Consider the following 14,638-nt stretch of genomic DNA (forward strand, 5'->3'; position numbering starts at 1 on the left):
ACGATGAGTACTGACGACCGGTCCCGGGTGCGGTTCGTCGCGCCCGCCGCCGTGATGGGCGGCGGCTTCTCCACGAAGTCGTTCCGCGCCGCGTTGCAGACGAAGCCCGACTTCATCGCCTGCGACGCGGGCAGCACCGACTGGGGTCCGTACTACCTGGGCGCCGCGGCCAGCTGGGCCGGTTACCGGCAGACCCGCCGGGACCTGGAGCGCATGGTGCTCGGCGCACTCGACATCGGGGTGCCGCTGCTCATCGGGTCGGCCGGGTTCACCGGCAGCGACGCCGGACTCACCTGGTTCCGTGGGATCGTGACGGACATCCTCGCCGCCCACGGCCGTACCGCCCGCATCGCCACGATCCGCACCGAGCAGCCGAAGGACTGGGTACTCGACAAGGTCCGTAGTGGACAGACGTGGGGACTCGACGGCCGACCCGAGCTGACCGAGGCCGACGTCGAACGGGCGACGCGGATCGTGGCGATGATGGGCCCGGAGCCCTACGCCGAGGCGCTCGACGCCGGTGCGCAGATCGTGCTGGCCGGCCGGTCCTCGGACGCGGCGATCTACGCGGCCGTCCCGCTGCTGCGGGGCATCGCGCCCGGCCCGGCCTGGCACATGGGCAAGACCGTCGAGTGCGGGTACGCCATCGAGGAGCCGATCGGGGCCGGCGAGTGCATCGTCGGCGAGGTCGACGACGAGGGCTTCACGGTACGCCCGGTCGGCGGCCGGTCCCGCTGCACCGTCCGGTCGGTGGCCGCGCAGATGCTCTACGAGAACGCGACGCCGTACCTGTTGCGGGAGCCGCCGGGGACACTGGACACGTCGGCGGCCCGGTACCTCCAGCTCGACGAGCAGAGTGTGCGCGTGGTCGGCGCGACGTTCACCCCCGAGCCGTACAGCGTGCGGCTGGAGGGCGTCGAGCAGCTCGGCTACCGCAGCATGTGCCTGTTCGGGGTCCGCGACCCCGCCGTGGTGGCCAACGTCGCCGACTACACCGCCGCGATCACCGATCTCGTGCACCGCACCGCTCGGGACCGGTACGGCCTGGACGACTCGGCGTACACGTTCGGGTTCCGCCGGTACGGGTACGACGCCGTCCTCGGCGCCGCCGAGCCGAACGCGGCCCACGGTTACGCCGGCTGCTACGAGATCGGGTTGGTCGCCGAGGCGGTCGCCGCCGACCAGGAGATCGCGCACGAGATCGTCTCGGGAGCGATGCCGTTCTTCATGCACGGCGTACGGGTGCCCGGCGTCGCCAACTCCGCCAACGGCGCGCTCGCCTACGCCCCGTCGGTCGTCGACGTCGGCCCGGTGTTCACCTGGAGCGTCTGGCACGGCGCGGCCCTGGACCACCCGATGGAACCGTTCACCCTGGAGATCACCGATTCGGCCGCCGTGGAGAAGGTGACGGTCAGCGCATGAGTGACATCCGATCGGACTGCAGCACGTTCCGTACCCGCAACGCGGGAGCGTTCCTCGTCTCGGTGGACATGGTGTTCCGCACCGAGGAGGCGTACCTGACGTGGCGCGACTCCGGAGCCGTCACCGCCGGGGCGGTCGCCGACCTGCTGCACGTCGACCCCGCGACCGTCCAGGTCATCGACTACCCGGCCGCCAACGCCATCAAGGTGACGATGCCCCGCCGGACGGTCGCCGGTGGCCCCGACGACACCGACCTGGACAGCGCGGCCCAGTTCGTGCCACTGCTCGCGCTGCGCCTGCCGTGAGCGGGGGTCCGCTCGCCGGGGTCCGCGTGGTGCTGCTCGCCGGTGCCGGCCCGGCGCCGTTCGCCGGGATGCTCCTGCGGGACCTGGGCGCGGAGGTGGTCCGGGTGGACCGCCCGGGTGGTGGCGTCGGGGTCTCCGGGCTGCCGGTGCACCACGACTCCCGTTCGTCCGGGGTGCGGGCGGTCACCGCGGACCTGAAGACCACCGAGGGCCGGGAGGAGGTACGCCGTCTGGTCGCCACCGCCGACGTGTTCGTCGACCCGTACCGGCCGGGCGTCGTGGAGCGGCTCGGGCTCGGTCCGGCGACGCTGTGTGCCGCCCACCCGACGCTCGTCTACGTGCACATGACCGGCTGGGGGCACAAGGGCGCCTGGGCGCAGCGGGCCGGGCACGACATCAACTATCTCGCCGTGGCCGGGGCGCTGCACCCGACCGGTCCGGCCGACCGGCCGCCCCTGCCGCCGCTGAACCTGCTCGCCGACTTCGGCGCGGGTGGCACGTACCTCGTGACGGGGGTGCTCGCGGCGTTGCTGGAGCGGACCCGCACCGGTCGGGGTGCGGTGCTGGACGTCGCGATGACCGACGCGGTGGCGTCGCTGACCACGCTGCTGCACGACATGCGGGCGGCCGGACTGTGGTCGGACGAGCGGGAGTCCAACATCTTCGACGGCGGCGCACCGTTCTACCGCACGTACCGCACGGCGGACGGCGGGTTCATGGCGGTCGGCGCGATCGAGGCGGCGTTCCACGCGGCGTTCCTCGCCGTCCTCGGGATCGACCCGGCCGGCTGGCCGCAGCACGACCGCAGCCGCTGGCCCGACCAGCGGCGGGAGTTGGCCCGGATCTTCGCGTCCCGGACCCGGGCCGAGTGGGCGGAGGCGTTCGACGACGTGGACGCCTGCGTGACCCCGGTGCTCACCCCGGGTGAGGCACCCGAGCATCCCGCGCTCGCGTCGCGGCGCACGTTCGTCGACTCGGGCGGTCGTCCGGCTCCCGCTCCGGCCCCGCGCAGGGTGGTCCGGTGACTCCCGCCGCGCAGACCCTGCTGCTGGAGGTGTCGGCGCTGCAGGCGGCGTACTGCCGGGGCGTCGACGACCGCGATCCCGACCTGCTGCGCGCGGTCGTCACCGACGACGTGGAGGTCGTCGGCGCCGACGGGGTGCGGCGGACGGGGGCGGAGGAGTTCGTCGGGCTGTTCGCCCGGTACTGGACGGCCGCCGCGTCACCGGGCCTGCACCTGGTGTCGAATGTGGAGGTGCTCGGTGACGGCGACCCGTTCGCGGTCCAGGCGCTGTTCCACGCGGTGTCCCGGACGGCCGACGGCCAGATCGTGCAGACCTGGGGTCGGTACCATGACCTCGTCACCCGGGCCACGCACGGTGGTCTGGTCTTCGCCGCCAAGCGGATCTCAGTAGTGCACCGCCGCTGACGTCCCGCCGGAGACCGTGAGCACCTGCCCGGTCAGGCCCGAGGACGCCGTGGACGCGAGGAACACCACGACGGCGGCGACCTCGGCCGGCTCGACGAAGCGACGCAGCGACTGTCGGGCGGCCAGCCGTCGCAGGTGGTCCTGCGGGTCCGTGCCGGGCGGAGCGGCGGCCAGCAGCATCGCCCGGACCTCACCGGTGAGCACCACACCGGGCTGGACGACGTTCGCGGTGATTCCGTCCGGGCCCAGTTCACGGGCCATCGAGTGGGTCAGGTGGACGAGGGCGGCGTTGCGTACCCCGGAGCTCACGTTGTGCCGGGCGATCCGTGCCGCCTCGCCGCCGATGTTGACCACCCGGCCGGAGCCACCGGCCCGCAGGTGCGCCACGGCGGCGCGGACGACACGCAGGTAGCCGACGACCTTCTCCTCGAAGTCGGTCCGCAGCAACGCGTCCGTCGTCGAGAACAGCCCGTCGGGCACTCCGCCGGAGACCCGGGCGGCATTGTTCACCACCACGTCGACGCCGCCGAGCGCGTCTGCCGCGTCCACCACCGCGCGCCCGCACCCGACCGGATCGGTGATGTCCGCCGCGTGCACTGACGGCACCGGCAGACCGGCGTCGGTGCACGCGGTGACCACTCCGGCCGCCCCGGCGGGATCCCGGCAGAGCACGGCGCAGCGGGCACCCGCTGCTGTCGCGGCCTCGACGATCGACCGGCCGATCCCCCGGGAACCACCGGTGACGAGCACCCGTCGACCGGCCAGGGAGCTCACTCGGCCAGCTCGACGATCGTGGCGTTGGCCAGGCCGCCCGCCTCGCACATAGCCTGCAGGCCGTACCGGATGCCCTGGTCGCGCATGTGGTGCAGCAGGCGGGTCATCAGGATCGCCCCGGACGCGCCGAGCGGGTGGCCGACCGCGATCGCACCACCGAGCGGGTTGAGACGTTCCGGTTTCGCACCGGTCTCGGCGAGCCAACCGAGCGGTACCGGCGCGAACGCCTCGTTGACCTCGAACGCGCCGATGTCGTCGATGCCGAGGCCGGCCCGGGCGAGCACCTTCTGCGTCGCCGGCCAGGGCGCGCTCAGCATGACGACCGGGTCGTCGCCGACGACCGTGCCGCTGTGGAAGCGGGCCATCGGCGTCAGGCCGAGCGCGCGGGCGCGGTCACCGGTCGTCACGAGCAGGGCGGCGGCGCCGTCGGAGATCTGGGACGAGTTGCCCGCGTGGATGACGCCGTCGGGACGGAACGCGGGCGTGAGACCGGCCAGGGTCTCCACGGTGGAGGTCCGGCGGATGCCCTCGTCAACGCTCAGCGGAGTGTCCGGCAGCGTGACGAGCTGGCCGACGAAGGCGCCCGCATCGGTCGCCTGCGCGGCGAGCGTGTGCGACCGTACCGAGAACTCGTCGAGAGCGGTGCGGGACAGGCCGTACCGCTCGGCGATCATCTCCGCGCCCTCCCCCTGGCTGAAGGAGTCACGGGCGTAACGGGCGCGGACCTTCGGGCCGTAGGGCATGCCGGTCGCGCGGGCTGCGCCCAGCGGTACCCGCGACATCATCTCCACGCCGCCGGCGACGACCGTGTCGGCCATGCCGGACAGCACGCTCGCGACCGCGAAGTGCAGGGCCTGCTGGCTGGACCCGCAGGCCCGGTCGATCGTGACGCCTGGCACCGTCTCGGGCCAACCGGCGGCGAGCGCGGACATCCGGCCCACGTTGGTGGACTGGTCACCGAGCTGGTTGACGCACCCGAACACGACGTCGTCGATCTCGGCCGGGTCGACCCCGGTCCGCGTGACGAGCGTCGTGAGCACCTCGGCGGCGAGATCCACCGGGTGCCAGGCGGCGAGGGCCCCGATGCGTTTGCCGATCGGGGTACGAACGGCGTCGACGATCACCGCATCACGCAAGACTGCTCCTCAGGCCGCAGGGCTCCCTCTCCCCATCCCACCCGGCCGGGCAGGGGCGCACAAAGACGAACCGCGTATCGCTCGATAGGCACTACCCATCACCGCGCGACCGCCGACGGTCCTCGGCCGGTCCTATGGTCGGCTGATGGGACAGGGGATGTACGTCGACGGCCGCTGGCGTGGGGCCTCCGACGGTGGCACGGCGGACGTGGTGAACCCGGCGACCGAGGCGGTGATCGGCACCACGGCCGTCGGCACGGTGTCCGACGCGGCCGACGCGGTGGCCGCCGCACACCGGGCGTTCCACGACGGTCGCTGGTCCGGGCTGCTGCCGGCCGACCGTGCCGCCGCCCTGCGCCGGCTGTGGCGGAGGCTGAGCGAACGGATCGACCACCACGTGGCACTGTCGGTCGCCGAGTCGGGCGCGCCGCGTGGCCAATCGGCGGCGTTCGTGGCCGCCGCGCTGGCGCACCTCGGGTACGCGATCGAGGTCGCGACCGGGGAACACGACCGGATGCTGCCCCCGCCACCCCGTGCGGCCGGCGACCCGCCCCGGACGACGGCGAGTCTGGTGCGCCGGGTGCCGGTCGGGGTGGTCGCGGCGCTCACCCCGTACAACGCGCCGTTGCTGCTGACCCTGCCGAAGGTCGCGGCAGCCCTGGCGATGGGCAACACGGTGGTGGTGAAGCCGTCGCCGTACACGCCGTTGGAGATCCTCGCCCTGGCCGAGGCCGCCGACGAGGCCGGGATACCGCCGGGCGTGCTGAACGTCGTGACCGGTGACGCCGACGTCGGCGCGGCGCTGAGCGGTGATCCCCGGGTCGGTCTGGTGACGTTCACCGGCTCGGACGCGGTGGGGGCACGGGTGATGGCCCAGGCCGCCCGCAACGTCACCCGGGTGGTGCTGGAACTCGGCGGCAAGTCGGCGCTCGTGGTCAGGGCCGACGCCGACCTCGCGATGGCGAGCCGGATCGGTGCCGTGAACACGACCACGCTCGCCGGTCAGGGCTGCGCGCTGCTCACCCGTCACCTGGTGCACCGCGACGTGGTCGCCGACTACGTGGCGGCGCTCGCGGAACGGCTCGCCGCCGCCGTACCGGGTGACCCGGCCGACGAGCGGACGACCCTGGGCCCGTTGATCAGCGCCGCGCACCGGGACCGGGTGTCCGCAGCGGTCCACGCGGCGAAGGCCCGGGGCGCGCGGGCGTTCGTCGACGGTGGACCGACCGGCGTCGACGGCCGTGGCTTCTTCCACGAACCCGTGGTCCTGACCGGTGTCGGAAACGACGACCCCGTCGCCCGGCAGGAGATCTTCGGCCCGGTCGCGGTGGTGCTGCCGTTCGACACCGACGAGGAGGCGGTGGCCCTGGCGAACGACTCACCGTACGGGTTGGCCGGTGCGGTGGTGTCCGCCGATCGGGTGGCAGCCGTCGCGGTGGCCGAGCGGCTGCGTGCCGGACGGGTGAGCGTGAACGACGGTGCGACCCCGGACGTGCGGTTGCCGTTCGGCGGTTTCGGGCGCTCCGGGATCGGACGGGAGTTCGGCCTGGAGGGGGTCCTGGAGTACACGGAGGTCCAGACGGTGCAGTGGTAGCCGGTCCCGGGCCGGGTGGAGCCCCGGGACCGGCAGGGTCGGTCAGCAGCCGAGGCGTCGGCTGGCCAGGGCGATGTCGTCGATCCAGAGGTCGAACGCGCCCGGGGTGGTGCCGCCCTGATAGAGCTGCCAGCCGATCTTCACGGTGTTGACGTTCGGCAGGACGAACGGCACGTCGTTGCCGCCGTGCTCGGTGGTGGAGGCGGTCAGCTCCGGGTTGGCCACTCCGTCGATCCAGACCGTGACGCGGTTGTCGGTCGGGTCGAGCTTCCACTCGAAGCACTGCCAGGTGTCCTCGACCACCGGGGCGGACTCGCGCCAGTTGGTCCAGTCGCCGGTCGGCCCGCCGTCGGCGCCGATCCCCCAGAAGATGCCGGGGACGGTGGGGGCGTACTGGCCGCCGACCGGTCGGACGACCTCGGCGCTGCCGCTGCCGGTGGCCTCGACGAGGGTGAAGTGCGCCCAGTCGGGGGCGGTCGGGAAGGCGTCCACGCGCAGCCGCATCCGGCCGTAGAAGCGGTTGCCCGGTGCGGCGAAGTCGTCGACGCGCAGGAAGGCGCGTCCGTTGTCGACGGTGTGGACGTGCAGCACCTGGTTGCCCCGGTGGGTGCGTTCCACGGTGAGCGTGCCGTTGCGGGTGTCGATGCCCCAGTTCAGGCTGCTGGCACCGCCGCGCGGCAGGCGTTCGAAGTCCTCGCAGAACAGCATGTGCCGGGTGCAGGAGCCACGATGCGAGGCGTTCGCGGCGTCGGACGGGACGCTGCCGGCCGTGACGGCGAGTGTCAGCGCGGCGGTCAACGCGGCGAGAAGTGTGCGCATGCCTGTCCTCCGATGGTCGCCACGGCGGCGGTCCGCCGCCGGGCACCCGGCGTCCGACCTCCGGTGCGTCACGGGTGCCCAGGCGGGACCAGAATCCGTCGACCGCCTGTGGAAGCGTTCCCATATATAGCAGATGATGGATGCCTGCGATGGCCCGTGGTCGGACCCGACCGGGTGACGGGCCTCAGGCGCGGGCGTCGAAGACGCTGACCGAGCGGTGTGCGGGATCGTCGGAGAAGAGCGACGGCCCGTGGCTGACCTCCCGGGGCATCGAAGACAACGCGGTCAGGCCGTGCCGGGCGGTGTACTCGCCGAAGGCGAGCACGTACAGGTATCCGGCCGCCGCCTCCTCGACGGGCGACAGGTCGCCGTCTGCACCGGCGGTGAAGGTGATCTCCAGCCGGGCCGGCAGCGTCCCGGTCACCGCGCGGACGGGCTCTCCGGTCCGGGAGCGCACCCGCTCCTCGATCAGGTCGCGGGCGGCCTCGTCCAGACCGGCGGGTCCGGGACGGGCCAGCAGCATCCGGGAGGCCGCGCCGGCCCCGACCGACTGCGCGGCGGCGGCCCAGCAGAAGGCGGCCGGGGGCAGCGCCAGGTCGGCGAGGGCCTCGCCGAACGCCTGGTCGACCTCGGGCGTGACGGCGGCCATCTCGGACATCCGCCCGACCGTGCCCTCCACGTCGTCGGGGATGTCGAGATCCAGGATCACTCCCACCCACTCCAGGCTCGGTGCGGCCTGCCGGTGAGCGGTCAGGTCCGCCGGGTCGCACTCGGCGATGTGCGCGGCGACGGCCAGGAAGAAGTCCTCGAAGCTGCGCCGCATCATGACCTTGTCGCGCCACTGCGCGAACGGGAAGTCGGCGGCCTCCCCCAACTCGGACAGGGGCACCTGGGCACGACGCAGGAGATCAGCCATGATCCCGTGTCGCACCTGCGAGCGCGCGTACTGCCGGTACCCGGAGCGCGGGTCGACCGACGCCGGGGGCAGGATGCCGCGCTCCGCGTACAGGCGCAACGCCTTGGCCGACAAGCCGGTCATCACCTGGAACTCACCGGCGGTGAGGTCGTCGTTCATGGTTCTCCTCGGGCCTGGCGCTTGTGGACCGACTCATCATCGGCCCGGCCCTTTGGGCAAGGTCAACCGCGCCTCGAACGCCGCCCGCCGGCCGGTGCGCCCGCGCTGCCGGAGAGACCAGCCCGACGACGGGACGCAGACTGTTCGTCACCAAGAGTTCATCCGCCGGCCGACCAGCCCGCCGGACGCTTCTCCACGCGTCCTGAGCTGGGATTTTACCGGCTCCGCAGGGAATCGTCGGGCCGGGAGCGAGGGTCCGTCCACGGCTAGCATTCGACGGCGGCCGCGCCGTGCGCAGGCCGCTACCGCGCGAGGAGGAGCACGGTTGGACACGCCGTCCCTGAGCGAGCTCGGCGGCTTCCTGGACACCCACCGGCAGACGCTGCTGACCGTCCTGACCGTCGTGGAGCTGGCGATCCTGCTGGTCCTGCTGCTGCGGTGGGTCAACCGTCGGTACGGCCTGCGTCACCTCGGGCGACGTCTCCGGCGCGGCATCACCGACACGGCCCGGGGCCTGGTGGCGCCGATCGTCGGTCGCCTGCGGGCCCGGCGTGGCATGCGGGTGGTCGCGGCACGGTTCGCCGGTCCCGGTCCGGTGCCGACGGCGCGAGCCGGGATCATGTCGGCGGGCGCGGCGCTCGGCGGGCAGGACGAGTGTTGGCCGTACCTGGTGCTGCTGGGTGACCAGGAGGTCGGCGTCCGGGTCGCCGGGCCCGGGTCCACCGCCCTGCGGCCGTCGGCGGAGTCCGGGTGGCAGGTCAGCGGACACCTGTGGCGTACGCGACGACCGCTGCCCCCGACGTCCGGCGCCGTCTCCGGGGCACCGCTGCCGGTCGCGGTGGGCGTACGGGCCAGGGATCTGGTCCTGCTGGACCTCGGTCGCTGCCCGGGCGTCGTGTCGGTGCACGGCGCACCGGGGGCGGTGGACCGACTGGTCTGCGCGATGACCGTCCAGGTGGCCGCGCTGATCGGTGGGCACGGCGTGGACCGCCTGATCGTCGCGGTGCCGCCGGACGACGATCTCGCCACGGCCGACCTGGAGCGGCAGGGGTTACCCGAGGCGTTGACGCTGCTCGCCACAGATCGAGCCGCCGCCGTCGGGCGGCGCGTCCTGGTCTGCCGACGGCCCGACGCCGCGACGGCTGCACGGCTCGCCGCGCTGGTCGCCGACGACCCGACCCTGCTGGTGCTGGTCGCCGGTTACCTGCCCGGGTCCCGCTGGCGGCTGCGGGTCGACACGGACGGCCGGGTCAGCGCGCCGGAACTGGCGCTCGACGCGGAGTCCGCACCGCTCGTGCGGATCACCAGGTCGCGTCGACGGCCGACGGCGCCCACGACGTCACCGACCTGGGCCGAGGAGGACTCCCCGGCCGCCACGCCCGTCAGCGCGGTCTCCTCCGCACCCGCCGCACCGACGGCGGGTGTGGACACACCGCCACCGCCACCACCGACGCCGACGCCGACGCCGACCGGCAACGACGACCTGATCGAGCAGACGCCGGAGACGCACCGGCCGATGGCGCACTCCAGCGCCGAGCCCGCCGGCCGACCCGGAGACCGATGATGCGACTGCTGCTGACCGTCAGTGCGGCCGAGGCCGAGCGGGACGTCGCGGTGGACGTCCAGGTGGACACGCCGGTGGGGGCGCTCACCGACAGGGACGACCGGCCCGACGGCTGGTACCTCGACGGAAACCGGCTGGATCCGACGCAGACGGTCGGCACCGCCGGGATCGTCGCCGGGGTCCGCGTGGGTGCGGGCACGCCGACGACGGCCGGCGGTGTACGGGACCTGCCGGGCGACCCCGGTACGCACTGGTTGGAGGTGCACGGGGTCGGCGGCCCGGACGCGGGACGGGTCTGGCCGGTCGGCCTGGGCTGTCACGACATCGGCGCGGCGCCCGGGTCGGCGATCGGCCCGGCCGGTGCCGGCGTACCCGCGCACGCCGCCCGACTCGCGGTCGACGCGCAGGGCCGGGCCTGGGTGACCCTGGGCGACGGGGTACGGCTGGCGCTTCCGCAGGCGCCGCCGGAGACCGAACCGGTGGTTCCCGCCACGGACTCGGACCGGCCGCGACGCGACGACGAACCCGCGAGCGGACGGCCCGAGGCGGCGCGATCGGCTGGTGCCCGACGCTGGCCGCTCGGGGTGGACCTGGCGGTCGGTGACAGTCTGCTGCGGCTGGTCCGGCGGCCGGCCCCGGACGCGGCGGTGACGCCCGCCGTGGACGTCCCGATGCTGGACTTCAACCGGCCGCCCCGGATCGTGCCGCCGCTGCTCTTCGCCCGGCGACGGCTGCCCACCCCGCCGAGCAAGCCCACCCGCCGGCCCATCCCGCTGCTGATGATCCTCGCCCCGATGGTGCTGGGTCTGGCCTTCGTGTTCCTGTTCGGCTCGTACTTCTTCCTGCTGATCATGCTGCTCAGTCCGGTGCTGGCGATGGCGAACTGGTACACCGACCGGCGCAGCGGTCGTAAGCGCTACCGCCGGGAGCTCGCCGAGTACATCCGCAAACGCGCCCGGGTGGTGCGGGAGCTGGCGGCCGACGTCGCCGGGGAACGACTGGCCCGGTGCGAGGCGTCGCCCGACCCGGCGACCCTGCTGTTCACCGCCGTCGGTCCGGGCCGCCGGCTGTGGGAGCGGCGGCGGCGCGACCCCGACCACCTCGTGCTGCGGGTGGGCACCATGGACCAGCCCTCGCTGATCGAGGTGGAGGACCCGGCCCGCGTCGACGGGGACCGGCAGTTCCGGTGGACCGTGCCGGACGTGCCGGTCACCGTGGACCTGGTCGAGCGCGGTGTGGTCGGTCTGGCCGGCGCGGCGGAGACCACGTACGCGACGGCGCGGTGGCTCCTCGCCCAGGCCGCCGCCCTGCACAGCCCACGTGACCTGCGGATCCACGTGTTGACCGAGCCGGCCGGGGAGGAGCGGTGGAGCTGGGTGCGCTGGCTGCCGCACACCCGGCCGCCCGAGGACGGGACCGGACGGCCGTACACGCTGCTCGGCAACGACCCGGAGACCGTGGCGAACCGGGTCGGCGAGTTGGTGGCGATGGTGACCGCACGGACCAAGGCCCGGGGCACGCAGCTCGGTCAGGTCCTCTTCACCGAACCCGACGTGGTGCTGGTGGTCGACGGCGCCCGGCGGCTGCGGGACGTACCCGGCATGGTGCAGGTGCTGACCGAGGGTCCGCCGGTGCGGGTCTTCGCGATCTGCATCGACGCCGAGGAGCGGCTGCTGCCGGAGGAGTGCACCGCGGTCCTACGGGCCGACGCGGAGGGGCTGACCGTCCGCCAGACCGGCGTGCCGGAGGCCACCGGCGTACGTCCGGACCTGGTCACGCCGCAGTGGTGCGACCGGGTGTCCCGGGCGATGGCCCCGCTGCGGGACGTCACCCCGGACGAGAGCGCGGGGCTGCCCGACCGCAGCCGCCTGCTGGAGTTGCTGGACGCCGACCCCCCGGAGGGTGCCGAGGTGGCCGCGCGCTGGTCGCGGCAGCCCGCGTCGACGGCGTTCGTGATCGGCAGCGGGTTCGACGGGCCGGTCAGCCTCGACCTGGTCCGGGACGGGCCGCACGCGTTGATCGCGGGCACCACCGGTGCCGGCAAGTCCGAGTTGTTGCAGTCCATCGTGGTGTCGCTGGCGGCGGTGAACCGACCCGACGAGTTGACCTTCGTGCTGGTCGACTACAAGGGCGGCAGCGCGTTCCACAGTTGCGTCCGCCTGCCGCACACCCTCGGCATGGTGACCGACCTGGACGGCGCGCTGGTGGTGCGGGCGCTGGAGTCGCTCGGCGCGGAGCTGCGCCGACGCGAGGAGATCCTGGCCGGGGTGGCCGCCAAGGACCTCGTTCAGTACCGCACGATGCGCGGTCGTGACCCGGCGCTGCCGGCTGTGCCACGGCTGGTGCTGGTGATCGACGAGTTCGCCACCCTGGTCCGGGAGGTGCCGGACTTCATCCCCGGCCTGGTCAGCATCGCCCAGCGGGGACGGTCGCTCGGCATCCACCTGATCCTGGCCACCCAACGGCCGGGCGGGGTGGTCACCACCGACATCCGGGCCAACACCAACCTGCGCATCGCGCTGCGGGTCACCGACCCGACGGAGAGTGCCGACGTCATCGACGTCCCCGACGCCGCGATGATCCCGGCGGCCACGCCCGGTCGGGCGTTGGCCCGGCTCGCGCACCGCTCCACGCTGCCCTTCCAGACCGGGTACGTGGGCGCGGTGCACCAGGGCGCCGAGCCGGACACGTCGGAACCTGGGCCGGTGGTGCCGGTGCGGGGCACCGAGCTGCCCTGGTCCCGGTTGGGCCGGTCGTTGCCGCCACCGGTGGAGGTGACGCCGAACGGTGTCGCGCCGGACGAGTTGGCCGCCACCGACCTGGACGTGTTGGTGGACGCGATCGACGCGGCCGCCCGGGAGGTGGCGTGTGAGCGGCAACCGAGCCCGTGGCTGCCGCCGCTGCCCCCGGTCGTGCTCCTGGAGGACCTGGCCGCGCCCGCGTCCCCGGCCGGTCCCGGGTTGCCGCCGGTGCCGTACGCGCGGACCGACCTGCCGGAGCAGCAGACCCAGCCGGTGCTGACCGCCGACCTGTCCCGCCTGGGACACCTCTACGTGCTCGGCGCCGCCCGCTCCGGCCGGTCGCAGTTGCTGCGCACCCTGGCCGCGTCACTGGCCCGGTCGCTGTCCAGCGCCGACGTGCACTTCTACGCCATCGACGCGGCCGGCGGAGCGATGGCGGCGCTGGCGGAGTTCCCGCACTGCGGCGCGGTGGTCCCCCGCGCCGACCTGGAACGCCTGGAGCGTCTGCTCGGTCGGCTGCGCGGTGAACTGGCCCGGCGGCACGACCTGCTGGCCCGCCACTCCTGCGCCGGGCTGGACGAGTTGCGCGCGGCGCTGTCGCCGGCCGAACGTCCGGCGCACCTGGTGCTGCTGGTGGACGGCTGGGACTCGCTGGCCGCAGTGCTCGGCGACCACGACGGCGGGCGGCTGCTCGACCAATTCCTGGGTCTGCTGCGGGAGGGGCCGGCGGCCGGGCTGCACCTGATGATGACCTCCGAACGGGGGTTGTTGTCCGGACGGGTGGCCACCCTCAACGACCACCGGATCATGCTGCGGATGACCGACCGCACCGACTACTCGGCGATCGGCGTCAACCACCGGCGGGTGCCCGAGGTGATCCCACCGGGCCGCGCCTGGAGTTCGGTGGACCGGGGCGAGCTGCAGATCGCCCTGCTGGACCGGGACCCGTCCGGTCCGGCGCAGGTCGAGGCGATGCGCCGGATCGCGGCCCGGGCCACCGCCCGGGACAGCGGCGTGCCCGCGCAGCGCCGACCGTTCCCGGTGGCCGGGCTGCCCGGCGCGGTCACCTTCGCCGAGGCGTTCGCGCTGTTCCCCGACGCACAACGGCGGCCGTTGCACGGTCTGCTCGGGCTCGGCGGCGACGCCGCCGCACCGGTCGGTGTGGACTTCGCCGGCCAGCAGGCGACCTTCCTGGTCGCCGGGCCGCCCGGATCGGGACGCAGCAACACCCTCGCCACGCTGGCGGTGTCGCTGCTGGCCGGCGGCACCGCGTTGGTGGTCCTGACACCCCGGGAGTCGGTGCTGCGCCGGTTGGCGGTCCACGCCCGGGTGCGTGTCCTTTCCGGTACGAGTCCGGACCCGGCGCAGGTGAACGCCGCGCTGGAGGAGTTGGGCGGCCCGTCGGTGGTGCTGGTCGACGACGTCGACCTGTTCGGCTTCGCCAACCCGGTGGACGGGGTGCTGCGGGAGGTGGTGGCCACCGGCCGCGACCGGGGCATCGGACTGGCCTACGCGGGCACCGCCGAGACGCTCGTCCAGTCGTTGGGGGGCTGGATCGCCGAGGCCCGCCGGTCCCGGCAGGGGGTGCTGCTGGCACCGCAGTCGGCCATCGAGGGGGACCTGGTGGGCTCCCGGGTGCCACCGGCGGCACTGCGGTCGGGCAGCCGCCCGGGTCGCGGGTACGTGCCGGACCCGGCGACCGGCGCCCTGAGCACGGTGGCGATCCCGCACACCGTGGTGCGATAGGCCCGACACAGAACGGCCGAGCCCCGGGCGCCG

General features: G+C 73.9%; 11 protein-coding genes. 7 read left to right on the plus strand and 4 right to left on the minus strand.

The features are described from left to right. Positions 1-3 precede the first annotated feature (3 nt). The 4 genes from ACWDVW_RS07965 to ACWDVW_RS07980 are packed head-to-tail and all read left to right on the plus strand — an operon-like array spanning position 4 to position 3,156. Positions 4-1,422, plus strand: a complete 1,419-nt coding sequence (locus tag ACWDVW_RS07965; protein ID WP_449945946.1) for an acyclic terpene utilization AtuA family protein — start codon at positions 4-6, stop codon at positions 1,420-1,422. Then, on the plus strand, positions 1,419-1,727 hold the full coding sequence (locus tag ACWDVW_RS07970; protein WP_449945948.1) for a DUF4387 family protein: 309 nt from the start codon (positions 1,419-1,421) through the stop codon (positions 1,725-1,727). Before ACWDVW_RS07965 ends, ACWDVW_RS07970 begins: the two co-directional genes overlap by 4 nt. Continuing rightward, positions 1,724-2,752 (plus strand): CaiB/BaiF CoA transferase family protein, encoded by a 1,029-nt coding sequence (locus ACWDVW_RS07975; protein WP_449945949.1) that lies wholly within the window; start codon positions 1,724-1,726, stop codon positions 2,750-2,752. Before ACWDVW_RS07970 ends, ACWDVW_RS07975 begins: the two co-directional genes overlap by 4 nt. Then, positions 2,749-3,156: a YybH family protein gene (locus ACWDVW_RS07980; protein ID WP_449945951.1), complete on the plus strand. Its 408-nt coding sequence runs from the start codon at positions 2,749-2,751 to the stop codon at positions 3,154-3,156. The genes ACWDVW_RS07975 and ACWDVW_RS07980 overlap by 4 nt, the downstream gene beginning before the upstream one ends. Here ACWDVW_RS07980 and ACWDVW_RS07985 read toward each other — a convergent pair. Together ACWDVW_RS07985 and ACWDVW_RS07990 are read right to left on the minus strand one after the other, a co-directional pair. Beyond that, positions 3,136-3,930 (minus strand): SDR family NAD(P)-dependent oxidoreductase, encoded by a 795-nt coding sequence (locus tag ACWDVW_RS07985; protein ID WP_449945952.1) that lies wholly within the window; start codon positions 3,928-3,930, stop codon positions 3,136-3,138. The two genes, ACWDVW_RS07980 and ACWDVW_RS07985, sit on opposite strands and share 21 nt — an antisense overlap. Then, entirely contained in the window at positions 3,927-5,066 is a 1,140-nt protein-coding gene (locus tag ACWDVW_RS07990; RefSeq protein ID WP_449945954.1) for a thiolase family protein, read from the minus strand. The genes ACWDVW_RS07985 and ACWDVW_RS07990 overlap by 4 nt, the downstream gene beginning before the upstream one ends. Positions 5,067-5,211: 145 nt before the next feature. Between ACWDVW_RS07990 and ACWDVW_RS07995 the strand changes: the two genes are divergently transcribed. Further along, positions 5,212-6,660 carry an aldehyde dehydrogenase family protein gene (locus ACWDVW_RS07995; RefSeq protein ID WP_449945956.1) on the plus strand — a complete coding sequence of 483 codons (1,449 nt, stop codon included), beginning with the start codon at positions 5,212-5,214 and terminating at the stop codon, positions 6,658-6,660. A 42-nt stretch (positions 6,661-6,702) separates the two neighbouring features. On the opposite strand, the gene ACWDVW_RS08000 is transcribed toward ACWDVW_RS07995, so the two are convergent. Together ACWDVW_RS08000 and ACWDVW_RS08005 are read right to left on the minus strand one after the other, a co-directional pair. Continuing rightward, entirely contained in the window at positions 6,703-7,479 is a 777-nt protein-coding gene (locus tag ACWDVW_RS08000; protein ID WP_350700549.1) for a hypothetical protein, read from the minus strand. Positions 7,480-7,663: 184 nt separating this feature from the next. Further along, positions 7,664-8,554: a MerR family DNA-binding transcriptional regulator gene (locus tag ACWDVW_RS08005; protein WP_449945957.1), complete on the minus strand. Its 891-nt coding sequence runs from the start codon at positions 8,552-8,554 to the stop codon at positions 7,664-7,666. 325 nt (positions 8,555-8,879) lie between these two features. Between ACWDVW_RS08005 and ACWDVW_RS08010 the strand changes: the two genes are divergently transcribed. Together ACWDVW_RS08010 and ACWDVW_RS08015 are read left to right on the plus strand one after the other, a co-directional pair. After that, positions 8,880-10,118: a hypothetical protein gene (locus tag ACWDVW_RS08010; RefSeq protein WP_449945959.1), complete on the plus strand. Its 1,239-nt coding sequence runs from the start codon at positions 8,880-8,882 to the stop codon at positions 10,116-10,118. Further along, positions 10,118-14,605: an FtsK/SpoIIIE domain-containing protein gene (locus ACWDVW_RS08015; RefSeq protein WP_449945960.1), complete on the plus strand. Its 4,488-nt coding sequence runs from the start codon at positions 10,118-10,120 to the stop codon at positions 14,603-14,605. Before ACWDVW_RS08010 ends, ACWDVW_RS08015 begins: the two co-directional genes overlap by 1 nt. Positions 14,606-14,638: the final 33 nt, after the last annotated feature.

Source organism: Micromonospora sp. NPDC003241 (assembly GCF_053589795.1).